This is a genomic window from Citrobacter sp. L55, from assembly GCF_002850715.1.
GTDB lineage: Bacteria > Pseudomonadota > Gammaproteobacteria > Enterobacterales > Enterobacteriaceae > Citrobacter > Citrobacter braakii.
The window spans coordinates 496,034-522,319 of the sequence record NZ_KZ559400.1 but is presented as its reverse complement, the minus strand read 5'-3'; the positions used below and the strand labels follow the sequence as shown (position 1 = coordinate 522,319).

20 protein-coding genes are annotated in these 26,286 nt (G+C 52.1%); 12 read left to right on the top strand and 8 right to left on the bottom strand.

Annotation, left to right across the window (positions count from 1 at the left end; genetic code table 11):
- Positions 1–5: 5 nt before the first annotated feature.
- The 4 genes from der to B9P82_RS06925 all read left to right on the top strand — a co-directional run bounded on the left by der (position 6) and on the right by B9P82_RS06925 (position 4,733).
- Positions 6–1,478, top strand: a complete 1,473-nt coding sequence (gene der, locus B9P82_RS06940; protein ID WP_016153996.1) for a ribosome biogenesis GTPase Der — start codon at positions 6–8, stop codon at positions 1,476–1,478.
- Between the two features lie 300 nt (positions 1,479–1,778).
- Positions 1,779–3,320, top strand: a complete 1,542-nt coding sequence (locus B9P82_RS06935; RefSeq protein ID WP_016157127.1) for a peptide MFS transporter — start codon at positions 1,779–1,781, stop codon at positions 3,318–3,320.
- Between the two features lie 63 nt (positions 3,321–3,383).
- Positions 3,384–4,466, top strand: coding sequence for a Gfo/Idh/MocA family oxidoreductase (locus B9P82_RS06930; protein ID WP_101700126.1), 1,083 nt, complete (start codon positions 3,384–3,386; stop codon positions 4,464–4,466).
- A gap of 51 nt (positions 4,467–4,517) precedes the next feature.
- Complete coding sequence (locus tag B9P82_RS06925; protein ID WP_019077377.1) at positions 4,518–4,733, top strand: zinc ribbon domain-containing protein; 216 nt, start codon at positions 4,518–4,520, stop codon at positions 4,731–4,733.
- On the opposite strand, the gene xseA is transcribed toward B9P82_RS06925, so the two are convergent.
- A complete protein-coding gene (gene xseA / locus B9P82_RS06920) occupies positions 4,730–6,103 on the bottom strand; it encodes an exodeoxyribonuclease VII large subunit (RefSeq protein ID WP_080860045.1) in 1,374 nt (457 codons plus the stop codon). The genes B9P82_RS06925 and xseA overlap by 4 nt on opposite strands.
- A 160-nt stretch (positions 6,104–6,263) precedes the next feature.
- Between xseA and guaB the strand changes: the two genes are divergently transcribed.
- A complete protein-coding gene (gene guaB, locus B9P82_RS06915) occupies positions 6,264–7,730 on the top strand; it encodes an IMP dehydrogenase (protein ID WP_019077375.1) in 1,467 nt (488 codons plus the stop codon).
- A gap of 63 nt (positions 7,731–7,793) precedes the next feature.
- Positions 7,794–9,371 (top strand): glutamine-hydrolyzing GMP synthase, encoded by a 1,578-nt coding sequence (guaA, locus tag B9P82_RS06910; RefSeq protein ID WP_016153990.1) that lies wholly within the window; start codon positions 7,794–7,796, stop codon positions 9,369–9,371.
- Between the two features lie 555 nt (positions 9,372–9,926).
- On the opposite strand, the gene B9P82_RS06905 is transcribed toward guaA, so the two are convergent.
- Positions 9,927–10,130 carry a YfgG family protein gene (locus B9P82_RS06905; RefSeq protein WP_047416419.1) on the bottom strand — a complete coding sequence of 68 codons (204 nt, stop codon included), beginning with the start codon at positions 10,128–10,130 and terminating at the stop codon, positions 9,927–9,929.
- Between the two features lie 350 nt (positions 10,131–10,480).
- Between B9P82_RS06905 and B9P82_RS06900 the strand changes: the two genes are divergently transcribed.
- Positions 10,481–12,751 carry a sensor domain-containing phosphodiesterase gene (locus B9P82_RS06900; RefSeq protein WP_101700125.1) on the top strand — a complete coding sequence of 757 codons (2,271 nt, stop codon included), beginning with the start codon at positions 10,481–10,483 and terminating at the stop codon, positions 12,749–12,751.
- On the opposite strand, the gene ppx is transcribed toward B9P82_RS06900, so the two are convergent.
- The 4 genes from ppx to purM form a co-directional block, all read right to left on the bottom strand.
- Positions 12,731–14,272, bottom strand: coding sequence for an exopolyphosphatase (ppx, locus tag B9P82_RS06895; RefSeq protein WP_046275211.1), 1,542 nt, complete (start codon positions 14,270–14,272; stop codon positions 12,731–12,733). The two genes, B9P82_RS06900 and ppx, sit on opposite strands and share 21 nt — an antisense overlap.
- Positions 14,273–14,276: 4 nt before the next feature.
- Complete coding sequence (gene ppk1 / locus B9P82_RS06890; RefSeq protein WP_003835119.1) at positions 14,277–16,343, bottom strand: polyphosphate kinase 1; 2,067 nt, start codon at positions 16,341–16,343, stop codon at positions 14,277–14,279.
- 210 nt (positions 16,344–16,553) lie between these two features.
- The gene (gene purN / locus B9P82_RS06885; RefSeq protein WP_065554051.1) at positions 16,554–17,198 is read right to left on the bottom strand and encodes a phosphoribosylglycinamide formyltransferase; all 645 of its coding nucleotides are present in this window, start codon (positions 17,196–17,198) and stop codon (positions 16,554–16,556) included.
- Positions 17,195–18,232 (bottom strand): phosphoribosylformylglycinamidine cyclo-ligase, encoded by a 1,038-nt coding sequence (gene purM / locus B9P82_RS06880; protein ID WP_065554052.1) that lies wholly within the window; start codon positions 18,230–18,232, stop codon positions 17,195–17,197. Before purM ends, purN begins: the two co-directional genes overlap by 4 nt.
- 295 nt (positions 18,233–18,527) lie before the next feature.
- Between purM and B9P82_RS06875 the strand changes: the two genes are divergently transcribed.
- The 4 genes from B9P82_RS06875 to B9P82_RS06860 all read left to right on the top strand — a co-directional run bounded on the left by B9P82_RS06875 (position 18,528) and on the right by B9P82_RS06860 (position 22,950).
- Entirely contained in the window at positions 18,528–19,958 is a 1,431-nt protein-coding gene (locus B9P82_RS06875) for a 6-phospho-beta-glucosidase (RefSeq protein WP_101700124.1), read from the top strand.
- A 183-nt stretch (positions 19,959–20,141) separates the two neighbouring features.
- On the top strand, positions 20,142–20,768 hold the full coding sequence (gene upp, locus B9P82_RS06870; RefSeq protein ID WP_003835110.1) for a uracil phosphoribosyltransferase: 627 nt from the start codon (positions 20,142–20,144) through the stop codon (positions 20,766–20,768).
- Between the two features lie 95 nt (positions 20,769–20,863).
- The gene (gene uraA / locus B9P82_RS06865; protein WP_016157119.1) at positions 20,864–22,153 is read left to right on the top strand and encodes a uracil permease; all 1,290 of its coding nucleotides are present in this window, start codon (positions 20,864–20,866) and stop codon (positions 22,151–22,153) included.
- A 95-nt stretch (positions 22,154–22,248) separates the two neighbouring features.
- Positions 22,249–22,950, top strand: a complete 702-nt coding sequence (locus B9P82_RS06860; RefSeq protein WP_200049399.1) for a DnaA inactivator Hda — start codon at positions 22,249–22,251, stop codon at positions 22,948–22,950.
- Positions 22,951–22,985: 35 nt separating this feature from the next.
- Here B9P82_RS06860 and arsC read toward each other — a convergent pair whose 3' ends face one another.
- Both arsC and bepA read right to left on the bottom strand, forming a co-directional pair.
- A complete protein-coding gene (gene arsC / locus B9P82_RS06855) occupies positions 22,986–23,345 on the bottom strand; it encodes an arsenate reductase (glutaredoxin) (RefSeq protein WP_046275209.1) in 360 nt (119 codons plus the stop codon).
- An 87-nt stretch (positions 23,346–23,432) separates the two neighbouring features.
- Complete coding sequence (gene bepA, locus B9P82_RS06850; RefSeq protein ID WP_101700123.1) at positions 23,433–24,896, bottom strand: beta-barrel assembly-enhancing protease; 1,464 nt, start codon at positions 24,894–24,896, stop codon at positions 23,433–23,435.
- Between the two features lie 226 nt (positions 24,897–25,122).
- Between bepA and B9P82_RS06845 the strand changes: the two genes are divergently transcribed.
- Complete coding sequence (locus B9P82_RS06845) at positions 25,123–26,187, top strand: AI-2E family transporter (RefSeq protein ID WP_016153975.1); 1,065 nt, start codon at positions 25,123–25,125, stop codon at positions 26,185–26,187.
- The last annotated feature ends 99 nt before the right edge of the window (positions 26,188–26,286 follow it).

Below are 26,286 nucleotides of genomic sequence, written 5' to 3'. Positions count from 1 at the left end.
TAAACATGGTACCTGTGGTCGCGCTTGTCGGGCGCCCTAACGTTGGCAAATCCACGTTATTTAACCGTCTAACTCGCACCCGAGATGCGCTGGTTGCGGATTTCCCGGGTCTGACTCGTGACCGTAAGTACGGTCGTGCGGAAATTGAAGGCCGCGAGTTTATCTGTATTGATACCGGCGGTATTGATGGCACCGAAGACGGTGTAGAAACCCGCATGGCGGAACAGTCGCTGTTGGCGATCGAAGAAGCGGACGTTGTGCTGTTCATGGTAGATGCACGTGCTGGCCTGATGCCTGCGGATGAAGCCATTGCGAAACATCTGCGTTCGCGCCAGAAACCGACGTTCCTGGTAGCCAACAAAACTGACGGACTCGATCCTGATCAGGCGGTCGTCGATTTCTACTCGCTGGGTCTGGGTGAAATTTATCCGATCGCGGCATCCCATGGTCGTGGTGTTCTCAGCCTGCTGGAGCATGTTCTGCTGCCGTGGATGGATGACGTTGCTCCTCAGGAAGAAGTGGATGAAGATGCAGAATATTGGGCGCAACTGGAAGCCGAAGAGAACGGCGAAGAAGAGCCTGAAGATGACTTCAACCCGCAGGACCTGCCGATCAAACTGGCGATTGTTGGTCGCCCGAACGTAGGTAAGTCCACGCTTACTAACCGTATTCTCGGCGAAGACCGCGTAGTGGTTTACGACATGCCGGGGACCACGCGTGACAGTATTTATATCCCGATGCAACGCGATGAGCGCGAATATGTGCTCATCGATACCGCGGGCGTGCGTAAGCGCGGCAAAATTACCGAAGCAGTAGAAAAATTCTCAGTTATCAAAACGCTGCAGGCGATTGAAGATGCCAACGTGGTGATGCTGGTGATTGACGCGCGCGAAGGTATTTCCGATCAGGACCTGTCGCTGCTGGGCTTTATCCTCAATAGTGGGCGTTCACTTGTTATTGTGGTCAACAAGTGGGATGGCCTGACGCAGGAAGTGAAAGAGCAGGTCAAAGAGACCTTGGACTTCCGTCTGGGCTTTATTGATTTTGCGCGTGTACACTTCATCTCTGCGCTGCACGGCAGCGGCGTGGGTAATCTGTTTGAATCGGTCCGCGAAGCGTATGACAGCTCCACCCGTCGCGTCAGCACCGCGATGCTGACGCGCATTATGACTATGGCGGCAGAAGATCATCAGCCGCCGCTGGTGCGTGGTCGTCGTGTGAAGCTGAAATATGCCCACGCTGGTGGTTATAACCCACCAATCGTGGTGATTCACGGCAACCAGGTCAAAGACCTGCCGGATTCCTACAAGCGTTATCTGATGAACTATTTCCGTAAGTCTTTGGATGTGATGGGGACGCCGATCCGCATTCAGTTCAAAGAAGGGGAAAACCCGTTTGCGAACAAACGCAATACGCTGACGCCGACGCAGATGCGCAAACGTAAGCGTTTGATAAAACACATCAAAAAAAGCAAGTAACTGTTGCTGATTCTGATAAAAACCCGTGCTTGTCGCGGGTTTTTTTTCGACGTTCCATCGCCAGCCTCAGCCCGTGCGATGTCAATCACTATTCATTTTTTACCAAGTTTAAATCTAAGAAAGTAGACATTTGTCGAGTTTTCGTCTTAAAGTCCGGGGGCTGGTACTAGACAAAACTAGCCTTAGGTTATCAAATGGTTAAATAAATTTTCGCCGCATGTAAAAAATCGGTCAGATACGTAACTGGCTGGCGTACATCGCGGTGTTTACACACACGACGACATAACTTTCGGGAGAATTATGCAATCCTCTGTTAATCAAAAAGAAAGCCGAACTTTCTTCGGCCATCCTTATCCGCTCGGCTCGCTGTTCTTCACAGAGATGTGGGAGCGCTTCTCGTTTTATGGCATTCGCCCGTTACTGATCCTGTTTATGGCTGCTACCGTTTATGACGGCGGCATGGGGCTGGCACGTGAAAATGCCTCGGCGATTGTGGGTATCTTTGCCGGTACGATGTACCTCGCTGCGCTGCCGGGGGGCTGGCTGGCTGATAACTGGCTCGGCCAACAGAAAGCGGTGTGGTACGGTTCCATCCTGATTGCCCTCGGCCATCTGTCAATTGCGCTCTCCGCCATTATGGGGAACAACCTGTTCTTTATTGGTCTGATGTTTATCGTGCTCGGCTCCGGTCTGTTTAAGACCTGTATTTCGGTCATGGTTGGTACGCTGTACAAAAAAGGCGATGCGCGTCGCGACGGCGGCTTCTCGCTGTTCTACATGGGCATCAACATGGGGTCGTTTATCGCGCCGCTGATTTCCGGCTGGCTGATTAAAACCCACGGCTGGCACTGGGGCTTTGGCATCGGTGGTATCGGGATGTTGGTGGCGTTGATCATTTTCCGTGTATTTGCTGTTCCATCGATGAAACGCTACGACAGCGAAGTGGGGCTCGACTCCACCTGGAATAGCCCGGTAGTGAAACGTAACGGCGTGGGCGCGTGGCTGCTGGCGCTGGCCGTCGGTGCGGCGGTTATCGTTACGCTGATAGCGCAGGGCGTGATTGTAATTAATCCGGTCGCGGTTGCCAGCATGCTGGTGTACGTGATTGCAGCCTCCGTTGCGCTCTACTTTATCTACCTGTTCATCTTTGCCGGTCTGAACCGTAAAGAGCGCGCCAGACTGCTGGTCTGCTTTATCCTGCTGGTTTCCGCCGCGTTCTTCTGGTCCGCGTTTGAGCAGAAGCCAACTTCGTTCAACCTGTTCGCCAACGACTACACTAACCGTATGATCGGTGATTTTGAAATCCCGGCGGTCTGGTTCCAGTCGATAAACGCGCTGTTTATTATCCTGCTGGCACCGGTATTCAGTTGGGCATGGCCGAAGCTGGCAAGCATGAATATTCGCCCGAGTAGCATCACCAAGTTTGTTATCGGTATCCTCTTTGCGGCGGCAGGCTTCGGTCTGATGATGCTGGCGGCGCAAAACGTTCTCAGTAACGGCGGGGCAGGCGTTTCTCCATTCTGGCTGGTGGGCAGTATCCTGATGCTGACGCTTGGCGAGCTGTGCCTGAGTCCGATCGGTCTGGCGACAATGACGCTGCTGGCGCCGGAAAGAATGCGCGGGCAGATGATGGGCCTGTGGTTCTGCGCCAGTGCGCTGGGCAACCTGGCCGCAGGTTTGATTGGCGGTCATGTGAAGGCTGACCAACTGGATATGCTGCCGGATCTCTTCGCACGCTGCTCGATTGCGCTGCTGATCTGTGCTGCGGTACTGATCATCCTCATTGTTCCGATTCGTCGCATGCTGGAGAATACGCAAACTAAACCGGCAACTAGCGCCTGATAACACCTCGATTGTGCCGGGGCAGACGTTATGTCCCGGCTATTCAATTAACGAGGTAAGAGCATGCTGTTAGGATTTGTTGGGCTTGGTGCCGTCGTTGAAACGGCATACTTGCCCGCATTACGTAATATGTTCGGTGATGCACTACGCTGTGTGGGATTTGATGTTCAACCCGCAAAGCAGCCCGCAGACGTGACACGCTGTGCGTCGCTCGCTGAACTTCTTGCAATGCCGCTTGATACCCTGTTTATTACCACCGCATCCCTGTATCACCTCGATGTGCTTGAACAGGCGCTGGCGGCTCCCATCGCTCGTATCGTGGTCGAAAAGCCTATTGTCGCCACGCTTTCCCAAATTGAAAAACTGAAAACGCTGCTGGCTCAACCGGATGCTGCCAACCGCGTGCTGGCACTCGACCATTGGATGGCACGCAATGGCGCAATGCAGCTGGCGTTGGGCAAACTCGGAGCGCAGTGGCAGGGCGATAATCCGCAACAGGCACTTGTCTCTCATTTTTCACACATTGTTAAAATCGACGGTTTTTTGCAGGAACCGAGCGGGTTTAACGCTGTTGGAGAACCCATTGCGCTTAACTTTGCCACCGGTGAGCCGGATACCCGTGAGCTTCGTCATCCGGACGGTGTGATTCTGGACATTGGCACACATGTACTGGCAATGCTGCGTGAAACAGTGCGTTACCTGGGCGGTAATGACAGTATGACCTTGCAGGTGAAGAGCGCTAAAGACCGTCTGGGACGAAATATTGTAGAGGGCGACCTGACCACAGCAGAAGGAGAGGCGCATCTGCAGGGACAGATTAGCGGCATTCCGCTGGACATCTGGCTGAATAAATACGCGGGGCCGGCTGGCGGACAAAAAGGCCTGCGCCTTTGTCTGCGCGATGGTCGTGTCATTAGCCATGATCGCCGTGGTGTCGAGGATGTGCTCGAATTGATTGACGGTGATGTTGTACAACGCTGGAGTCTGCCTGGTAGCGTATATGCCCATTGTCTGGCGGAGCATATTCTGGGCGCGCAAAGTCTGTTTGAACGCAGCCCACAGGAAGTGAGCCGCACGACGCAGCGCAGGCTGGAGGAAGTGGAGTGCCTGTTAACGTTACAGCAGCAGTTACGCGGGCGGCATTAAACGCATCGTGTTAAACTCAGCGCAGTAATGGATCCCTGTACTGGAGTCGCTATGTCTATTATTTGCCCGGATTGTAATGCAGAGCTGGAGCCGCAAAACGGTATGGCGCACTGTGATAACTGTAATAAAGATATTCAGTTAGAAGCGCACTGCCCGGAGTGCAATCAGCCACTGCAGGTGCTTAAAGCCTGTGGCGCGGTGGATTATTTCTGCCAGAACGGTCATGGCCTTATCTCGAAGAAACGCGTGGCGTTTGTGCCGCTTTAATCCTGTTTTTTCCTGCGTGTTTTCTTTGTCTTCGTGACAGCTCTCACTTCGCTTTCCACCCATCCGTCAGACAGGCGGGTGGTGAGCACATCACCTGCTGTAACCTGTTTAGTCTGTTTCAGCACTTCACCCTCTTTTGCAGTCGTCACGCTATAACCGCGGGCCAGCGTGGCCAGTGGGCTGACTGCCTCAAGATGGGTAACCGCGTTGCCAAAACGCTCGCGCTGTTCGCTTAAACGCGCACGGATATTTTCCGCCAGGCGGTATTCCAGTTGCTGAATGCGTGTTTGCGCACGGTAAATACGCGGCTGCGGGTTTTGCTGATTCAGACGCTGCAGCATGCGCTGCTGACGCTGATTTGCCTGTTTAATCTTATTCTCAAGTGCGAAGTTCATTCTCTGACGCAGTCGTTCCAGCACGGTCTGTTGACGGGCCAGACGCAGTTGCGGATGCTGCTGTTGCAAGCGGTGATGAAGCTGGGTAAATCGACGAGTACGATTGGCGAGGTAGTAGTCCATCGCCATCTCCAGACGCTGCTGACCATGCTGTATTTGACGCAGCAGTTCAAGCTGATTACGGCTGACAATTTCTGCCGCCGCCGACGGCGTAGGTGCCCGTAAATCTGCAATAAAATCGGCAATAGTGACATCGGTTTCATGGCCGACGGCGCTGACGACTGGAATGCGGCTGGCAAAGATCGCCCGTGCAACACGTTCGTCGTTAAAGCTCCACAAATCTTCCAGCGAGCCGCCGCCGCGCCCGACGATCAGCACATCGCACTCGCCCCGCGCGTTCGCCAGTTCAATGGCCCGAACGATCTGCCCTGGCGCATCATCACCCTGGACTGCGGTCGGGTAGATAATAACGGGCAGGGAAGGGTCGCGACGCTTCAGGACGTGGAGGATATCGTGCAGCGCGGCGCCGGTTTTAGAGGTGATTACCCCGACGCAGTGGGCCGGTGAAGGCAGCGTTTTTTTGAACTGCTGATCGAATAGCCCTTCAGCCTGCAGTTTGGCCTTGAGTTGCTCATATTTTTGCTGCAGCAATCCTTCGCCCGCTGGCTGCATGCTTTCAACAATTATCTGATAGTCGCCGCGCGGCTCGTACAATGTAATGTTGGCGCGTACCAGTACCTGCTGACCGTGCTGTGGTCGGAACGTTACACGGCGATTGCTGTTGCGAAACATCGCGCAGCGTACCTGAGCGGTGTCATCTTTGAGCGTGAAATACCAGTGACCGGAGGACGGCTGAGTGAAATTCGAAATTTCACCGCTGATCCACACTTGTCCCATTTCCTGCTCAAGCAGCAAACGAACCGTCTGATTCAGGCGGCTTACGGTAAAAATTGAGGTGGTCTGAGAGGATAACATGTGAGCGGGATCAAATTCTAAATCAGCAAGTTATTCAGTCGAAAGTAACATGCTCACAGAGGAGCGCAAGGTTTTTTTGCAAAAAAGTGTGGATGCAATCGGTTACGCTCTGTATAATGCCGCGGCAATATTTAATAACCTCCCAGGTGAGATATTGCCCATGCTACGTATCGCAAAAGAAGCCCTGACGTTTGACGACGTCCTCCTCGTTCCCGCTCATTCTACCGTTCTGCCGAATACTGCTGATCTCAGCACCCAGTTGACGAAAACCATTCGCCTGAACATTCCTATGCTCTCCGCAGCAATGGACACCGTGACGGAAGCGCGCCTGGCAATTGCCCTGGCTCAGGAAGGCGGCATCGGTTTTATCCACAAAAACATGTCTATTGAGCGCCAGGCGGAAGAAGTTCGTCGCGTGAAGAAACACGAATCTGGCGTCGTGACCGACCCACAAACCGTACTGCCAACCACCACTCTGCGCGAAGTAAAAGAACTGACCGAGCGTAACGGTTTCGCAGGCTACCCGGTAGTGACTGAAGATAACGAACTGGTCGGCATCATCACCGGTCGTGACGTACGGTTTGTGACTGATCTGAATCAGCCGGTTAGCGTCTACATGACGCCGAAAGAGCGTCTGGTGACCGTTCGTGAAGGCGAAGCACGCGATGTTGTCTTTGCCAAAATGCACGAAAAACGCGTCGAGAAAGCGCTGGTTGTTGACGACAGCTTCCATCTGCTCGGCATGATCACCGTTAAAGATTTCCAGAAAGCGGAACGTAAACCTAACGCCTGTAAAGACGAGCATGGTCGTCTGCGCGTTGGGGCTGCTGTAGGCGCAGGTGCGGGTAACGAAGAGCGTGTTGACGCGCTGGTTGCCGCTGGCGTGGATGTTCTGCTGATTGACTCCTCTCACGGTCACTCAGAAGGCGTACTGCAGCGTATCCGTGAAACTCGTGCTAAATACCCGGATCTGCAGATCATCGGGGGGAACGTTGCGACTGGTGCAGGCGCTCGCGCGCTGGCGGAAGCCGGCTGCAGCGCTGTTAAAGTCGGTATCGGCCCAGGCTCCATCTGTACTACCCGTATCGTTACCGGCGTCGGTGTACCGCAGATCACCGCCGTTTCTGACGCTGTTGAAGCGCTGGAAGGCACTGGTATCCCGGTTATTGCCGATGGCGGTATTCGTTTTTCCGGCGACATCGCAAAAGCGATCGCTGCGGGTGCTTCTGCAGTGATGGTTGGCTCTATGCTGGCGGGGACTGAAGAATCTCCGGGCGAAATCGAACTGTATCAGGGCCGTTCTTACAAATCATACCGTGGTATGGGCTCTCTGGGCGCGATGTCCAAAGGTTCTTCCGACCGTTATTTCCAAAGCGATAACGCCGCTGACAAACTGGTCCCGGAAGGTATCGAAGGTCGCGTTGCGTATAAAGGTCGCCTGAAAGAGATCATTCACCAGCAGATGGGTGGCCTGCGCTCCTGTATGGGTCTGACCGGCTGTGGTACTATCGACGCGCTGCGAACAAAAGCAGAGTTTGTACGTATCAGCGGTGCGGGTATTCAGGAAAGTCACGTCCACGATGTGACCATCACCAAAGAGTCCCCTAACTACCGCATGGGCTCCTGATAAGTTTCCGCGCCCGGCTATATGCCGGGCGAATTTGTTTCACTTGCCTCGGAATTAGCGTCAATGACAGACAATATTCATAAACATCGCATTCTCATCCTTGATTTCGGATCTCAGTACACTCAGCTGGTTGCTCGTCGCGTACGTGAACTGGGCGTCTATTGTGAACTGTGGGCGTGGGATGTTACGGAAGCACAAATTCGCGAATTCAACCCAAGCGGTATCATTCTTTCCGGTGGTCCGGAAAGCACCACTGAAGAAAACAGCCCGCGTGCGCCGGAATACGTTTTCACTGCGGGCGTGCCTGTGTTCGGCGTGTGCTACGGCATGCAGACTATGGCAATGCAGCTCGGTGGCCATGTTGAAGGTTCTAACGAACGTGAATTCGGCTATGCGCAGGTTGAAGTTCAGACCGACAGCGCGCTGATCCGCGGTATTGAAGACTCTCTGACCGCAGACGGCAAACCACTGCTGGACGTGTGGATGAGCCACGGCGACAAAGTGACCGCTATTCCGGAAGGTTTCGTGACCGTTGCCAGCACCGACAACTGCCCATTCGCCATCATGGCGCACGAGGAAAAACGTTTCTACGGTGTGCAGTTCCATCCGGAAGTTACCCACACCCGTCAAGGGATGCGCATGCTGGAGCGTTTTGTGCGCGACATCTGCCAGTGTGAAGCGCTGTGGACCCCGGCAAAAATTATCGATGACGCCGTTGCCCGCATTCGTGAGCAGGTTGGCACTGATAAAGTGATCCTCGGCCTCTCCGGCGGCGTTGACTCCTCCGTCACCGCGATGCTGCTGCACCGTGCGATTGGCAAAAACCTGACCTGTGTGTTCGTCGACAACGGTCTGCTGCGTCTCAACGAAGCTCAGCAGGTGATGGATATGTTCGGCGACCATTTCGGCCTGAACATCATTCATGTTGAAGGTGAAAAGCGTTTCCTGGACGCGCTGAAAGGCGAGAACGATCCGGAAGCTAAACGTAAAATCATCGGCCGCGTGTTCGTGGAAGTCTTCGACGAAGAAGCGCTGAAGCTGGAAGACGTTAAGTGGCTGGCGCAGGGAACCATCTATCCGGACGTGATCGAATCCGCGGCTTCTGCCACTGGTAAAGCGCACGTCATCAAATCTCACCACAACGTGGGCGGTTTGCCGAAAGAGATGAAGATGGGTCTGGTTGAACCGCTGCGTGAGCTGTTCAAAGACGAAGTGCGTAAGATTGGTCTGGAACTGGGTCTGCCGTACGACATGCTGTACCGTCACCCATTCCCGGGGCCGGGTCTGGGCGTACGCGTGCTGGGCGAAGTGAAGAAAGAGTACTGCGACCTGCTGCGCCGTGCGGATGCTATCTTCATTGAGGAACTGCACAACGCTGACCTGTACAACAAAGTGAGCCAGGCGTTCACCGTGTTCCTGCCAGTACGTTCCGTTGGCGTCATGGGCGATGGCCGTAAGTACGACTGGGTTGTTTCCCTGCGTGCTGTTGAAACCATCGACTTTATGACCGCGCACTGGGCGCACCTGCCGTATGACTTCTTAGGCCGCGTCTCTAACCGCATTATCAACGAAGTTAACGGTATTTCCCGCGTGGTGTATGACATCAGCGGTAAGCCGCCAGCTACGATTGAGTGGGAATAATATTCCTCCCGTTTAGCGGTTTCTGAACCGGTAGTATGTAAAAGCCCTCTTTTTACAGAGGGCTTTTTATTGCGCGAATTTTATCGATGCGACAGTCCTGCTCGATAGTAGGGTTAATCACACACTTAACGTCTGCGATCCATTCAACACCGCTTCTTATTTACGGAAATAATGAAAAATACTCAGGGTATTACCCTGTAGAATTTAATAACGGTAACAATTCAGATAAGCATTTAAATTTATGCTAAATATGAATGTTTTAGTCAGTGATATTTTCTGGCGATATTAATTAGCGTCTATTTGAGCGCAGTGTCTCTTTTTTATATCCAGTACACTGGAACGTAAAAAATCAGCGCGAATGGCGCGGTGAAGTGGGATTAAAAGATGGTGTATTTGTGCGAAAAACACGGTTGATTATCCGATATATCAGCACGTGTGGGCGGGCAAGACTGCGTGAAGTTTCATTACTCAAATCCCTTACCGGATGGTTAAATGTCAGACGATTAGCCATCCGGTAAGGAATCTTAATGCTGTGGGTATCCTCGGCGCGAGCGATCAGCGTACGTCAGTTTGTGCAGGAGATGCCTGTTGCGGTAGGGTGATCTGCTGAGATTCTTTTTTGTTCTGGTGGTGGTGCCACGCACCTATGGCGGAGTAGACGAAGCGTCCGAAGAAGAAAAGAAAGCTGATAAGCAGTACGATCCGGATCATGCGACTGTTAAATCGGTGTCGTTTGCGTAGGCTGGTAACCTGGCTCACAAAAGGTTCCTTGTAGTGTACCCAACTGAGGGCGATAGTCACATTAAGGCATACTGTGAGGGAATGGTCAATTTTTCCTTATGTAAAATTGCTTCAGTTGTTTTATCTATTTATGTTATGGAAATTAATATTATTATTTGCATTAATAATGAGATAACGATAAAAAACCATGAAAAGAGTAATAATTGATTAATGAGGGACTTATTTATTGATGTGTATCAAGCATCACCCTTTGCTGACAACTAAAATTGATGAGTCATTTTAATGTATTTAACTTTATCGTTTTAACGTCAGGTGGGATGCCTGTCCGAATACCCCCTGCAGGATGTGCGGGATTCTACTGAGCATCTATGAAACTCAATAAAAATTATATTGGTATTAGAGATAAATGGTGGGCGTTACCTCTCATCTTGCCTTCTTTGCTGTTGCCTATATTGAGCACTGCTAACACCTATGCCCATATTAGTACCGGGAACGTAATTCTTTTCTACCTGCCTTTAGCGCTGATGATTAGCCTGATGTTGTTTTTTGGCTGGGCGGCATTACCAGGAATTATCATTTCCATCATCTGGTACAAATATCCGCAGGTTGGGTTATTTGAAATGCTCTCAATAATTTCGCACTTTATAGTTACGATAGTGCTTAGTTGGGGAGGGTATAAAGTTTTTGCTCCCCGGCGGAATAACGTTTCTTACGGTGACTCCCACCTGATGTTTCAGCACATGTTTTGGCAGGTTTTCTGCCCGGCAACGCTGTTTCTGCTATTCTTCCATTTCGCCGCGTTTGTGGGCGTCTATGAGAGCAAATCCGGCATGGTGGGCGTTATGCCCCTTAATACCGGCACGTTGATCAACTATCAGGCCATGCTGGCCGGGAATCTGGTTGGGGTTCCACTGTGCTACTTTATCATTCGCACGATTCGTAATCCTTTGTATATCAGAGGTTATTTATCTCAGTTAAAGCAGCAGTTTGATACCAAAGTTACCAAAACAGAGTTTGCGGTCTGGCTGATTATATTGACCATACTAATGACATTGTTGTGTATGCCGCTAGATGAGAAAAGCTCAATATTTAGCACGAATTATACCTTGTCACTGATGCTGCCCGTCATGCTATGGGGAGCAATGCGTTACGGTTATAAATTTATTTCGTTAATATGGATGCTCGTACTCATTACAGCAATTCATTATTATCAACGCTATATGCCTTGGTATTCGGGTTACGATGTGCAGCTTGCCATTACCTCATCGAGTTACCTGGTTTTCTCCTTCATCGTGAATTTTATTGCCGTACTGGCAACGCGCCAGAGAATTGTCGCCAGACATTCTCATCGTCTGGCCTTCTTTGACCCCATGGTGCATATTCCGAATTTGCGCGCTTTGAACCGGGATTTGAGAAAGGCGCCATGGTCAGTGCTTTGCTTTTTGAGTGTTCCGGGTATGGAACTGCTGGTGAAAAATTATGGCATTATGCTGCGTATCCAGTACAAGCAAAAACTTGCCCAGTGGGTAAAGCCATTGCTGAAACAAGATGAGCATGTCTATCAGTTATCGGGTAATGATTTAGTTCTGCGTTTTAACACCGAGTCGCATCAGGAGCGTATTGAAGCGCTGGACAGGCATATCAAGCAGTTTCGTTTTATCTGGGATGGCATGCCTTTACAGCCGCAGGTGGGGATTAGTTTTTGCTATGTCCGTTCTCCGGTTAATCACATCTACTTGTTACTGGGGGAGTTAAGCACCATCGCCGAGCTTTCTCTGGCGACCAATGCGCCAGAGAATTTGCAGCGCCGAGGCGTGATGCACCTGCAACGTGACCTGAAAGATAAGGTTGCGATGATGAATCGTCTGCAACTGGCGCTGGAGCACAATCGCTTTTTCCTGATGGCGCAGCCGATTTCAGGCGTGCGCGGCGATGTTTATCACGAAATTCTGCTGCGGCTAGAGGGAGATGATGGTAAAACCATCGGTCCTGACAGCTTCTTACCGGTAGCGCATGAGTTTGGATTGTCATCCAGCATCGATCTGTGGGTGATTGAAAATACGCTGAAGTTTATGGCGCAGAATCGGGAAAAAATGCCCGCCCGTCGGTTTGCTATTAACTTATCTCCCACGTCGGTATGCAGGGCCCGGCTTCCGCATGACATCAACCAACTGCTGATTAAGTACAAAGTTGAACCGTGGCAGCTGATTTTTGAAGTAACGGAAAGCAATGCCTTAACCAATGCGGAACAGGCGCAGGCAACGTTACTGCAGCTGCAATCATTGGGCTGTCAGATTGCGATTGATGATTTTGGTACCGGATATGCCAGCTATGCGCGGCTGAAGAATGTGAATGCCGATATCCTGAAAATTGATGGCAGCTTTATTCGCAACATCGTTTCGAATAGCCTCGACTATCAAATCGTGGCCTCTATTTGCCATCTGGCGCGGATGAAAAGAATGCTGGTGGTCGCGGAGTACGTCGAAAGCGAAGAAATACGCAGTGCGGTAATTTCGCTGGGGATTGATTACATGCAGGGGTATCTGATTGGTAAACCGCAGCCGTTGCATGAAATGCTGGAAGAGCAGGTGCCAGAAGAACTGGCACCTGCTGAGAGCTTATGCGGCGATATCGGGTGAACTCTCTTCTTCAATTTTGAGTCGCCAGCCGGTAACGGCTTCCCAGTATTGCTGCTCTTTTTCCAGATCGAGCAGCACCAGCGCATTCTGGCTAAACCAGTCATGCGGAAAGCGTAAGGTCCAGTGGTTGTCGTCGGTAATTAGGGTCAGCGTCGGTGGCGTGGTGGTCGCCTGTCGCTGATTATTCAGCAGCACGCCCAGGCGCAACAGCTGAATTAACGGCAGAAACTGTTTTTTCTTGAACAGCGTAAAGCGGGGCAAATCATCCAGTTTCACCGCTTTGCGATGATATCGAACCAGGGTTGCCATCATCAGCTGTTGTTCCTGATTGAAACCCGGTAAATCGCTGTTTTGGAGGATATACGCCGAGTGGCGATGTAAACCGCTGTGGTTGATGTTCAGCCCAACCTCATGCAGCATCGCCGCCCAGCGCAGCAACGCTTCCAGTTGTGGATTGGCCAGCTTTGGCTGCTGCGTATGCCACTGGTCGTACATTTGCATCGTCGTTTCCAGTACGCGCCGGGCCTGTTCGCTGTCGATGTTGTACTGGTTCGCCAGGCTGCTCGCGGTACGGCTGCGAACGTCCTGGTGGCGAAAACGACCTTCCATCTCATACAGCACGCCTTCGCGTAGTGCGCCATCAGAAAGGCGGAGTTCGCGGATAGCCAGTGCGTCAAAAACGCCGCACAGAATCGCGAGTCCCGGCACAAACACCGCTTTTCGCTCTTCAGACAGCCCCGGCAGGCTGAGCGCATCGAATGACGCATGCTTCAGCACTTCGGTTCGCAGTTTGTCCAGGCGTTCGGGGGTGATAAAACCATCTTTCTCACCCATCTCCAGCAGCACTTCGTGTGCCGCTTTAATCGTGCCCGACGCGCCCAGCGCAACGTTCCAGCCCTGAATGCGAAACTGCCAGGTTAAGGTTTCAAGCTTTTGCGCTGCCGCCATGCGCGCACGCTGGAAGTTTTCCCGACTAATAGCGCCGCCCGGGAAATACATCTGAGCAAAACTGACGCAGCCCATACGACGACTTTCCACCAGTTTGGGCTCGAAATCTTCGCCGATCACCAGTTCTGTTGAACCACCGCCGATATCAATAACCAGCTTACGACCCTTTTCCGGCTGGGTGTGCTCCACGCCCATAAAAATCAGTCGGGCTTCTTCATTACCGGAAATAATCTCAATCGGGTAGGGGATAACTTTTTCTGCTCGCTTGAGAAACTCGGTCGCATTTAGCGCCTGACGCAAAGTATGGGTTCCCACGATGCATACGCTTGATGGGGGAAAGCCCTGCAGACGTTCGGCGAACAGCGACAGGCAGCTTAATCCGCGCTCCATTGCCTCTTCGCTCAGCTTGTTATCTTCGCCGAGGCCATCCGCCAGATGAACGCGCTGTTTCAGTCGCCCGATAATCTGCATTGCGCCATCAACCACGCGGGCAATGACCATATGGAAACTGTTTGAACCAAGGTCGACCGCAGCAAATTCCTGCGGTCGTGGAGTCTTGTCGTGTATTGGCATAGCGTTAGTCAGGTTGCTCGAGTGATTTGATGTAGTCGTATATCGCCAATTGTGACTGAACCTTACGGCGGTTTCCGCGTGGTACGTAGCGATTACTGAGTTCTTTATCGATGAAGCGAGCCTTCACCGTGTCGCTGAACAGGATATCGATAATATCCAGCACACGCTGCTTAAGACGGGGGTCCAGCAGCGGGGTGGCGACTTCGATGCGATAGTCGATATTCCTGGTCATCCAGTCTGCGGAGGAGAGGTATACCTGCTTGTCGCCACCGTTTTCGAAGATATAAACCCGGTCGTGTTCGAGGTAGCGGTCAACTATGCTTATCACGCGAATATTGTCGCTAATGCCTTCCAGATTCGGAATCAAAGAGCACATACCGCGAATCAATAAATTGACTGGCACGCCTGAGCTTGAGGCCGCATAGAGACGATCAACCAGGCCTTTATCGACCAGGTTATTCAGTTTTAGGGTGATACCGGAAGGCTGTCCTTGCTGCGCGTTGGCGATTTCTTTGTCAATCATCGCGTACAGCAAACGGCGCGAGTTCTGCGGAGAAACCAGCAGATAATCGAACGTCACCGGACGATACGGGTTCTCGATGAAGTTGAACACCCGACGAACCTCGTTGGTAATGCGTGAGTCGGCGGTAAGTAACGAGTAGTCGGTATAGAGACGCGCCGTTTTTTCGTTGAAGTTCCCCGTCCCGATATGTGCATAGCGCACAACTTCATCACCTTCTTTACGCGAGATAAGGAACAATTTGGCGTGAATTTTCAGGCCCGGCGCGGAGAAGATAACGTGAACGCCTGCCTCGGTAAGACGCTTGGCCCAATGAATGTTGGCTTCTTCATCAAAGCGAGCCTGCAACTCCACCACCACGGTGACTTTCTTACCGTTGTGCGCAGCATGGATCATCGAATCAATGATGCGCGAGTCTTTGGCCACACGGTAGATGTTGATTTTAATCGCCAGCACGCTCGGGTCGAAAGAGGCCTGGCGCAACAGTTCAAGAACGTGCTCAAAAGTGTGATACGGATAATATAGCAGCACGTCGCGTTCGCGAACGGCGTCAAAGCCGTTACGAAACTTCTCGTTATCGAACCAGATATGGCGCAAACGCGGCAGCGGTTTGTTCACCAGGTTAGCTTTGCCAACGTTGGGGAAATTAATAAAGTCTTTGAAGTTATGGTAACGCCCGCCGGGAACAATCGAGTCGTAGCGAGAAATCGTCAGCTTTTCACGCAGTACCTCGACCAGCGCATTGGGCATGTCGCGCTGATAGACAAAACGTACAGGCTCTGCGGTCAGACGCTGTTTCAGGCTGGACGACATCAGCTCCATCAGGCTCGATTCCATCTCGTGCACCAAATCGTATTCGGCATCGCGAGTCATTTTCATCGAATAGGCGTTCAGCGCATCGTAATCAAAGAACCCTTTGAAAATGTCGTCAAGGCAGTAGCGTAAAATGTTGTCCAGCAGGATCATCGGTTTGCGACGGCGCGGGGTTTCCGGCGGTAGATTCACAAAACGGGGAACCTTGTCGGAAGGGATTTCCAGCAGCGCGTAGCGGATCGTATCGCCGCGGATAATTTCCACCGCCAGATAGGTGTAGTCATCTTTCAGAAACTGAACTAAATCCGTCTCGCGGTTAATCAGGATCGGTGTAATGTGCTGGCGAAGATATTGTTTGAAGTAATGGCGTAACCAGCTCTGTTGATTGACCGACAACTGACGTTCATTGATAAGGAAAATCTGGTTGCGCGCCATCTCCAGCAGCAACTCGTTGTACAGGCCGTCAAATTCCTGATCGGCTTTTAATACGCGGGCCTGGATTTTACCTAACAGATGGCGGGAGTGAGAGTTTGAACCCTGTTCTTCGCTAATAATGATTCGGCGCTTCAGTTCGGCGAAACGAACCTTATAAAACTCGTCGAGATTATTGGAATAGATGCCTAAGAAACGCATCCGTTCGATCAACGGGTTTGACTTATCAGCAGCTTCCTGGAGTACACGTTCGTTGAACGCTAACCAACTGAGTTCTTTCTCGATGTATAGCTTTTCCTGACCCATTACCACTTTTACTCCGTTTCATTCACGGGACACTACCGATTTATTATGGCGAGCATTGCTCTCAGATGTCCAACAGTGCCAGAAAAATATGACAATAAACCGTCTGATAGCAAAGAGAAAGGGGGAGCGTAGATGAATACCGGAGATGTTAACCGGAAAAGGTATTTATGCCTGTAAACCGGATGATGAGATCCGGTTTACAGGTTGATTTTATTCTTCGTCGACGGCGTAGCCTTGTGGCGGCAGACAAACGCCGTCCAGCCATGCTGCGTTATCACGCATCTTCAGGCGACCATCAGTAAACCAGCTTACCACCAGCGGGTAAATGGTATGTTCCTGGGCCTGGACTCGTGCCGTGACATCATCTTCGCTGTCGCCTTCAAATACCGGAACCTTGGCCTGGAGAATAACCGGTCCGCCGTCCAGTTCATCGGTGACGAAATGGACGGAGGTGCCATGCTCTTCATCGCCGTTTTCCAGAACCTGACGGTGCGTGTGCAGGCCAGGATACTTCGGCAATAAAGACGGGTGGATATTCAGCAATCGTTCAGAATAGTGAGCAACAAACGCCGGACTTAGAATGCGCATATAACCGGCCAGCACCACGACATCGGGGGTATAAGCGTCGATCTCTTGTATCAGTTGCTGGTCGAATGCTTCGCGACTGGCAAACTGGGCGGCTTCCAGCGAGTGTGCAGGAATATTCGCTTCGCGTGCGCGCTCAAGGCCGAACGCATCGGCCTTGTTACTGAATACTGCACGTATGGTGCCATTGATTTTATTCTGTTCGCAGGCATCGATTATCGCCTGCAAATTGCTTCCGTTGCCGGAAATGAGCACCACAATGTTTTTCATTCAATGACCACACGCTGTTCGGAATCAGAAGCTTTGATGATACCGATTTTCCATGCGTTTTCACCTTTCTCATTGAGCAAAGCAAGGGCTTTGTCCACTTCAGAAGCTGGCAGGGCGATAACCATGCCTACGCCGCAGTTAAAGGTGCGATACATCTCATGCTGGCTGACGTTACCCGCCGTTTGCATCCAGTTGAAGACGGCTGGCCACTGCCATGAAGATTCGTCGATCACAGCCTGCGTGTTGTCTGGCAGAACGCGTGGAATATTTTCCCAGAAACCACCGCCGGTCAGGTGGGCAATGGCATGCACATCAACCTTCTCAATCAATTCCAGAATGGATTTGACATAAATGCGGGTCGGGGCCAGTAAGTGATCGGCCAGCGGCTTGCCTTCAAGCTCGGTGGTTTCCGGGTCACAACCGCTGACTTCAACAATTTTGCGCACCAGAGAGTAGCCGTTGGAGTGCGGACCGCTGGAGCCGAGTGCAATCAGTACGTCGCCGTCAGCCACTTTTGAACCGTCGATGATCTCTGATTTTTCGACGACGCCAACGCAGAAGCCTGCCACGTCGTAATCTTCGCCGTGGTACATCCCCGGCATTTCAGCCGTTTCCCCGCCGACAAGCGCACAGCCAGACTGCAGACAGCCTTCGGCAATACCGTTAATGACGCTGGCTGCGGTATCCACATCCAGTTTGCCGGTAGCATAGTAGTCGAGGAAAAACAGCGGCTCAGCGCCCTGAACCACGAGGTCGTTGACGCACATTGCGACGAGGTCAATGCCGATAGTGTCGTGGCGTTTCAGATCCATTGCCAGACGCAGTTTTGTGCCGACGCCATCAGTGCCGGAAACCAGTACCGGTTCACGATATTTTTGCGGCAATGCGCACAGCGCACCGAAGCCACCCAGACCACCCATAACTTCCGGACGACGAGTTTTCTTTACTACGCCTTTGATTCGATCAACCAGAGCATTACCTGCATCAATATCAACACCGGCATCTTTGTAGCTAAGAGAGGTTTTATCGGTCACTGCCTGCTTCCCCACATGTTTACTTGCAGTAAAAGTTAAATTCGGCGCAATTCTAACAGGGAAAGCAAACGTTTGCGAGCCTGCTCTGCATCAAGTTTTATGTGCTGATTTTTTCAGCGTTTTACAATCATTTATCTATTTGTTTGAACTGCGCCACGAAAATGAAACCGGGTACAGTCTTGTGCTTGAAACCTGCCTGCTGAATACACAGTATCATACTGAAACCGGTTTCTGTTTTCTGTTGCGGACCTCATCAACAGCGTTTTGCGCAGAGTAATCACGATAGGGGAAGGGTATGTCAGGATTTAAAGCAGATTTCATGTGGGGTGGTGCCGTAGCCGCTCATCAACTGGAAGGTGGCTGGCAGGAAGGTGGAAAAGGAATTAGCGTTGCCGATGTCATGACGGCGGGGGCGCATGGCGTGGCGCGTGAAATCACTGACGGTGTGATTGCTGGTAAAAACTACCCTAACCACGACGCCATCGATTTTTATCACCGCTATAAAGACGACATTAAACTGTTTGCCGAAATGGGGTTTAAATGTTTTCGCACTTCGATTGCCTGGACGCGTATTTTCCCCTTAGGCGACGAAGCGCAACCCAATGAGGCTGGCCTGCAGTTCTATGATGACCTGTTTGACGAATGCCTGAAATATGGCATTGAACCGGTGATTACGTTGTCGCATTTCGAGATGCCATACCATCTGGTGACGGAATATGGCGGCTGGCGTAACCGTAAGCTTATCGATTTCTTTGTCCGTTTTGCCGCAGTGGTTTTTACCCGTTACCAGCACAAAGTGAGGTACTGGATGACGTTTAATGAAATTAACAACCAGGCAAATTATCACGAAGACTTCGCGCCTTTTACTAACTCTGGCCTGAAATACCAGCCCGGTGAAGACCGCGAGCCGGTTATGTACCAGGCGGCGCACTATGAACTGGTGGCAAGCGCACTGGCGGTAAAGGCTGCGCGTGAGATTAACCCGGCATTGCAGATAGGGTGCATGATTGCCATGTGTCCTATCTATCCACTGACCTGCGCGCCGGACGATATGATGATGGCGATGAACGCCATGCACCGGCGTTACTGGTTTACCGATGTCCATGTGCGCGGCAAATACCCGCAGCATCTTCTCAACTACTTTGCCCGGCGTGGCTTTGATCTTGATATCACCGAGGAAGACCGTCAGGCGCTGACCGAGGGTTGTGTCGATTACATCGGCTTTAGCTACTATATGTCTTTCGCAACGCAGGCCACGGCAGACAACCCACAGCTGGACTACGACGAGTCGAAAAGCCTGGTTTCCAACCCGTACGTGCAGAAATCGGACTGGGGCTGGCAGATTGATCCCGTCGGTCTGCGCTATTCGCTGAACTGGTTCTGGGATCATTACCAACTGCCGCTGTTTATCGTCGAAAACGGCTTTGGTGCGATTGACGTGCAGCAGGCCGACGGCTCGGTGGATGATTCCTATCGTATTGACTATATGGCCGCACATATCAGCGAAATGAAAAAAGCGGTAGTGGAAGATGGCGTGGACCTGATGGGCTATACCCCGTGGGGCTGTATTGACTTAGTCTCGGCCGGGACGGGGGAGATGAAAAAACGCTACGGCTTTATCTATGTTGATAAAAATAATGACGGAAGCGGAACGTTAGCACGCTCGCCGAAGAAATCTTTTTCATGGTATCAAAACGTTATCCAGACCAATGCTGAATATCTATAAAATTCATAGTATTGACAGCCAGCCCCGCCAATAATGCGGGGCTTGTTTTATACTCATCATCCAGACGCAAACGACTTTGGTTGATCCATATCAAGCGTATCCAGTGTTGCGCCAGAGACGAAAAGCGGTATAATCCGGCGATTTTTTTTGTGGTTGCCACTCGTCTGAGGAAAGGAGAAGAGTATGAAGATCGTGGAAGTCAAACACCCACTCGTCAAACACAAGCTGGGACTGATGCGTGAAAACGACATCAGCACTAAACGCTTTCGTGAACTCGCCTCGGAAGTTGGCAGCCTGCTGACTTATGAAGCAACCGCTGGTCTGGAAACCGAAAAGGTGACCATTGAAGGCTGGAACGGTCCGGTTGAAGTTGACCAAATCAAAGGTAAAAAAATCACCGTTGTGCCAATCCTGCGTGCGGGCCTGGGCATGATGGAAGGCGTACTGGAAAACGTTCCGAGCGCGCGTATCAGCGTGGTTGGTATGTACCGTAACGAAGAAACGCTGGAGCCGGTTCCGTACTTCCAGAAGCTGGTATCTAACATCGATGAGCGTATGGCGCTGATCGTTGACCCGATGCTGGCAACCGGCGGTTCCGTTATCGCCACCATCGACCTGCTGAAAAATGCAGGCTGCACCAGCATTAAAGTGCTGGTCCTGGTTGCGGCACCGGAAGGTATCGCTGCACTGGAAAAAGCGCACCCGGATGTTGAGCTGTACACGGCCTCCATCGATCAGGGGTTGAACGAGCACGGATACATTATTCCGGGGCTCGGCGATGCCGGCGATAAGATTTTTGGTACCAAGTAAACGAATAAGTGAAAAGAAGCCGACTTTAAGAGTCGGCTTTTTTTTGAATATAACAACCCAAGGCTAATAACAAACAACACTCAGAGGAAAACACTATGACGCGCCGTGCTATCGGGGTGAGTGAAAGACCGCCGCTTTTACAGACAATCCCGCTTAGTTTGCAGCACCTGTTCGCCATGTTTGGCGCAACGGTACTGGTGCCAGTCCTGTTCCACATCAACCCGGCTACCGTTCTGCTGTTTAACGGCATTGGTACGTTGCTGTATCTCTTTATCTGTAAAGGTAAAATTCCTGCGTATCTGGGTTCCAGCTTCGCATTTATTTCCCCGGTACTGCTGTTGCTGCCGTTAGGGTATGAAGTGGCGCTGGGTGGTTTCATTATGTGCGGCGTTCTGTTCTGCCTGGTTTCTTTCATCGTTAAGAAAGCAGGAACCGGCTGGCTGGATGTCATGTTTCCTCCTGCGGCGATGGGCGCAATCGTTGCCGTCATCGGTCTGGAGCTAGCTGGCGTCGCTGCGGGCATGGCGGGGTTACTGCCAGCAGAGGGACAATTACCGGATTCAAAAACCATCATCATCTCAATGGTGACGCTGGCGGTTACGGTATTTGGCTCTGTACTGTTCCGCGGTTTTATGGCGATTATCCCGATTCTGATTGGGGTGCTGGCCGGCTACGCGCTCTCCTTCGTGATGGGGGTCGTGGACACCACGCCGATTGCGCAGGCCCACTGGTTTGCTCTGCCAACGTTCTACACGCCGCGCTTTGAATGGGTTGCCATTCTGACCATCCTGCCGGCGGCGCTGGTGGTCATCGCTGAACACGTTGGACACCTAGTGGTGACGGCGAATATCGTGAAAAAAGATTTGATTCGCGATCCTGGCCTGCATCGTTCTATGTTTGCCAACGGCCTGTCTACGGTTATCTCTGGTTTCTTCGGCTCTACGCCGAACACCACGTACGGCGAAAACATTGGCGTAATGGCGATTACTCGTGTTTACAGTACCTGGGTTATCGGCGGCGCGGCAATTTTTGCCATTCTGCTCTCCTGTGTGGGCAAGCTGGCGGCGGCGATCCAAATCATTCCACTGCCGGTCATGGGTGGCGTATCGCTGCTGCTGTACGGCGTGATTGGTGCTTCCGGTATTCGCGTACTGATCGAGTCAAAAGTTGACTACAACAAAGCGCAAAACCTGATCCTGACCTCGGTTATTTTGATCATCGGCGTGAGTGGCGCGAAAGTTCACATTGGCGCCGCTGAGCTGAAAGGCATGGCGCTGGCGACCATTGTTGGCGTTTGTCTGAGCCTGATTTTCAAAGTTATCAGCCTGCTGCGTCCGGAAGAAGTCGTGCTTGACGCGGAAGATGCCGACAGTCCGCAACAGTAAATCTCTTACCGGGCGGCGATGCTGCCCGGTTCTATCACGACGTATTTCTGTGTTAAACTCAACGCGATTTTATGAAATCCTGGGTTGAGGTATCTCTGAACACACCGGCACAGCTCTCTTTGCCACTTTATCTTCCTGACGACGAAACTTTCGCAAGTTTCTGGCCGGGGGATAACTCCTCTTTACTGGCTGCACTGCAAAACGTGCTGCGTCAGGACCATAGCGGGTATATTTATCTCTGGTCGCGTGAAGGCGCTGGCCGTAGTCATTTGCTGCATGCAGCCTGTGCGGAACTGTCCGCGCGCGGCGATGCGGTAGGCTATGTGCCGCTCGACAAGCGTACCTGGTTCGTCCCCGAGGTGCTCGACGGTATGGAGCATTTATCGCTGGTATGCATCGATAACATCGAATGTGTGGCCGGGGATTCGCTGTGGGAAATGGCGATCTTTGATCTCTACAACCGCATCCTGGAGTCGGGGAAAACGCGTCTGCTGATCACTGGCGATCGCCCGCCAAGACAGCTGAATCTGGGGTTGCCGGATCTCGCCTCGCGCCTGGACTGGGGACAAATCTACAAGCTGCAGCCGCTTTCCGATGAAGATAAGCTGCAGGCGTTGCAATTACGCGCCAGACTTCGTGGGTTTGAACTGCCGGAAGATGTGGGACGCTTCCTGCTCAAGCGTCTGGATCGAGAAATGCGTACGCTGTTTATGACGTTGGATCAGCTTGATCATGCATCGATCACCGCCCAGCGTAAGCTGACCATTCCATTCGTAAAAGAGATACTGAAGCTGTAAGCGCCGCAGCCGAAAAAACTGCGGCAGGTTTCAGGTTAACCGATGATTTCCAGTACCTGCTCCGGCGGGCGTCCAATTCTCGCCTGGCCTTTGGCAACCACAATCGGGCGCTCCATCAATTTCGGGTTTTCCACCATTGCCTGAATCAGCGCATCCTCACTCAGATTTACGTCCGCCAGATTAAGTGACTTATAGAGATCTTCTTTCTGGCGCATCAGCTCGCGCGCGCTGGACATGCCCAGCATCTGCAACAATTCACGCAGGGTTGTGGCGTCAGCCGGGGTTTCCAGATACAACACCACTTCCGGGTCCACACCGTTAGACTTCAGTAACTCCAGCGTTTCACGGCTCTTGGAGCAGCGTGGGTTATGGTAGATTTTAATCGCGTCTGACATGACTTCTCCTTGCATAACAATCCTGCCGGATGGCGACCAAAAGACCTTATCTGGCCTACATATCGCCATCCGGCAAGGGTTCGATAATTACATTTTCGTATACGGTTTAAAGCGCTCTTGCAGTTGGCGTAGCTGGTCGATACGGGCATCGTATCTGGCCTGCTGCTGGCTACCCAGCTTGACCTGTGAGCTTGCGCTGCTGAGCATCGAAATCGCCTGATCCAGACGTCCTGCGAGGGCATACCCTTCCGCGCGGGCCGCCAGTTCCTGATCGCGGTTGTTCAGGTTGGCTTCCGTTTGCGCTAACAGATCCCAGCCGTTAGGGTCGTCCTTATGGCTAAACGTATAGCGATTCAGGATGGTCGCTGCCTCTTTGGCTTGCCCGGCCTGTAAATACGCATTTGCCAGGTTGAGCTGCAGTACCGGGTTGGTGCGCAGGTCGCGGGCGTTTTTCAACCGATTAATGGCATCGCTGGTTTTCTTCTGGCCGAGATCGATATCCGTTGCCAGGTCGAGATACCAGGCATTGTTAGCATCTGCCGCCAGCAGCGGTTGCAGTGCTTTACGTGCCTCGTCATATTTACTGGCCTCCATTGCCTGCAATGCCCGGCCATACTGCGCCGCACGTTGCTCACGTATGTTGCCTTTCGACCAGTTACTCAGCAGGTCATCGGTCAGCTGGTTGCGACCAGAGTTGTACATGCCTAAGGTGCGTGCCTTGGCCAGATAAAAATCTTCTGAAGACTGGACGACAGCCGGACGCATTTGGTTGGCGCGGTTACGGGCATCCGACAGACGGCTTTCTGGCAGGGGGTGAGTCAGCAAAATTTCTGGTGGACGCGAAGAGTAACGGGCCTGATCGAGCAATTTTTCCAGAAACGTCGGCATGGCCTGGGGATCGAATCCCGAGCGTTGCAGTACCTGAATACCGATGCGGTCTGCTTCCTGTTCGTTTTGCTGCGTAAAGCTAATCATCCCCTGGCGTGTACCCGCCAGCGTACCGGTCAGCGCCGCCATACCCGCCTGCGGGCTGGCCATCGCCAATAAAATTGACCCTAACGCACCCACCCACGTTAGCGGCGCGCTGCGTTTCTGGTCTTCCATTGCACGCGCCAGGTGACGCTGCGTAACGTGGGAAATTTCGTGCGCCATAACCGATGCCAGTTGGCTTTCGTTATCGGAATAGCGGAACAGTGCGGAGTGCAAAACAACGTTGCCGCCAAAGAAAGCAAAGGCGTTGATTTCATCGTTGTTAATCAAAAAGAAGGTGAAGGGCGTTTTTACCGAGTCGGCGTGCGAGACCAGACGCATCCCCAGCGCATTAATGTATTGCGTCAGCAACGGATCGTTAATTAATGGCGCACTGCCGCGCAGCTGGCGTACATAATAATCGCCCATCTGCATTTCCTGTCCTATGGAAAGCGTACTCCCTGCCGAGGTTCCCATATCAGGTAGGGTGTCCGCGGTTTCTGCAAATGCGGACGCAACCTGACCGATGGTCAGTGCAGCAATGAGGGTAGCAACCAGGTTTTTTTTCAACTGCCTGAACATAACCTCTGTCCTGTATTCTTTTTTGAGATAGCCATTTGACCAATGCCGTGAAGTTTCGTTCACACTCCGCAAGCTTAGGGAGTGTAACTGCGAAACCTGACGATGAACACCCAGGAAAAATGACTTTTCACTTTGCGTAATCCGCTATAAAAAGCGAAGTCTTTTTTGTGACATTTCGATACAATTCGGGATCGCAATCCCGCTATTGGATTCATGGAAGGGTTTTATGCTCGAAATGTTGATGCAATGGTATCGCCGCCGCTTTAGCGACCCCGAAGCCATCGCCTTGCTGATTATTCTGGTTGCCGGTTTTGGCATCCTGTTCTTTTTTAGCGGTCTTCTGGCGCCGCTGCTGGTCGCCATTGTGCTGGCGTACCTGCTCGAATGGCCGACAGTACGGCTGGAACATATTGGTTGTTCACGGCGTTGGGCGACATCGATTGTTTTGGTGGTGTTTGTCGGTATTTTGCTGCTGATGGCGTTTGTGGTAATGCCCGTTGCATGGCAACAGGGGATCTACCTGATCCGCGATATGCCCGGCATGCTCAACAAATTGTCTGATTTTGCCGCCACCTTACCGCGGCGTTATCCGGCGCTGATGGATGCGGGCATTATTGATGCGATGGCGGAGAATATGCGCTCGCGAATGCTCACCATGGGCGATTCGGTGGTGAAATATTCACTGGCTTCACTGGTCGGATTGCTGACGCTGGCGGTGTATCTGATTCTCGTCCCGTTGATGGTGTTCTTCCTGATCAAAGATAAAGGACAAATGCTGAACGCAGTGCGTCGGGTGCTGCCGCGTAATCGCGGACTGGCGGGGCAGGTGTGGAAAGAGATGAACCAGCAAATCACCAACTATATCCGTGGCAAGGTGCTGGAAATGGTGGTGGTCGGCGTGGCGACCTGGCTCGGCTTCCTGCTGTTTGGCCTCAACTATTCGCTGCTGCTGGCGGTGCTGGTAGGCTTCTCCGTGCTGATCCCGTATATCGGCGCTTTCGTGGTCACTATTCCGGTGGTCGGTGTGGCATTGTTCCAGTTCGGGCTTGGCACCGAGTTCTGGAGCTGTTTTGCCGTATACCTGATAATCCAGGCGCTGGACGGTAATTTGCTGGTGCCGGTGCTGTTCTCCGAGGCGGTAAATCTGCATCCGCTGGTGATTATTCTCTCTGTAGTGATATTCGGCGGCCTGTGGGGATTCTGGGGCGTATTCTTTGCGATTCCTCTGGCGACGTTAATCAAAGCGGTAATGCATGCCTGGCCGGATGGTCAGGTCGTTGATGAACCCTAATCTGTTTGCTCCGGCGATGCAATGTCGCCGGAGCCGAACTTGTCTGACCTCTATCCACACATTCTGAATAATCTCCTCTGGTGTCGTTTTTCTCTGCGT

Excerpts from the sequence above, each read along its gene's own strand:
- der (WP_016153996.1), top strand. The coding sequence starts at position 6 with ATGGTACCTGTGGTCGCGCTTGTCGGGCGCCCTAACGTTGGCAAATCC.
- B9P82_RS06935 (WP_016157127.1), top strand. The coding sequence starts at position 1,779 with ATGCAATCCTCTGTTAATCAAAAAGAAAGCCGAACTTTCTTCGGCCAT.
- B9P82_RS06930 (WP_101700126.1), top strand. The coding sequence starts at position 3,384 with ATGCTGTTAGGATTTGTTGGGCTTGGTGCCGTCGTTGAAACGGCATAC.
- B9P82_RS06925 (WP_019077377.1), top strand. The coding sequence starts at position 4,518 with ATGTCTATTATTTGCCCGGATTGTAATGCAGAGCTGGAGCCGCAAAAC.
- xseA (WP_080860045.1), bottom strand. The coding sequence starts at position 6,103 with ATGTTATCCTCTCAGACCACCTCAATTTTTACCGTAAGCCGCCTGAAT.
- guaB (WP_019077375.1), top strand. The coding sequence starts at position 6,264 with ATGCTACGTATCGCAAAAGAAGCCCTGACGTTTGACGACGTCCTCCTC.
- guaA (WP_016153990.1), top strand. The coding sequence starts at position 7,794 with ATGACAGACAATATTCATAAACATCGCATTCTCATCCTTGATTTCGGA.
- B9P82_RS06900 (WP_101700125.1), top strand. The coding sequence starts at position 10,481 with ATGAAACTCAATAAAAATTATATTGGTATTAGAGATAAATGGTGGGCG.
- ppx (WP_046275211.1), bottom strand. The coding sequence starts at position 14,272 with ATGCCAATACACGACAAGACTCCACGACCGCAGGAATTTGCTGCGGTC.
- ppk1 (WP_003835119.1), bottom strand. The coding sequence starts at position 16,343 with ATGGGTCAGGAAAAGCTATACATCGAGAAAGAACTCAGTTGGTTAGCG.
- purN (WP_065554051.1), bottom strand. The coding sequence starts at position 17,198 with ATGAAAAACATTGTGGTGCTCATTTCCGGCAACGGAAGCAATTTGCAG.
- B9P82_RS06875 (WP_101700124.1), top strand. The coding sequence starts at position 18,528 with ATGTCAGGATTTAAAGCAGATTTCATGTGGGGTGGTGCCGTAGCCGCT.
- upp (WP_003835110.1), top strand. The coding sequence starts at position 20,142 with ATGAAGATCGTGGAAGTCAAACACCCACTCGTCAAACACAAGCTGGGA.
- uraA (WP_016157119.1), top strand. The coding sequence starts at position 20,864 with ATGACGCGCCGTGCTATCGGGGTGAGTGAAAGACCGCCGCTTTTACAG.
- arsC (WP_046275209.1), bottom strand. The coding sequence starts at position 23,345 with ATGTCAGACGCGATTAAAATCTACCATAACCCACGCTGCTCCAAGAGC.
- bepA (WP_101700123.1), bottom strand. The coding sequence starts at position 24,896 with ATGTTCAGGCAGTTGAAAAAAAACCTGGTTGCTACCCTCATTGCTGCA.
- B9P82_RS06845 (WP_016153975.1), top strand. The coding sequence starts at position 25,123 with ATGCTCGAAATGTTGATGCAATGGTATCGCCGCCGCTTTAGCGACCCC.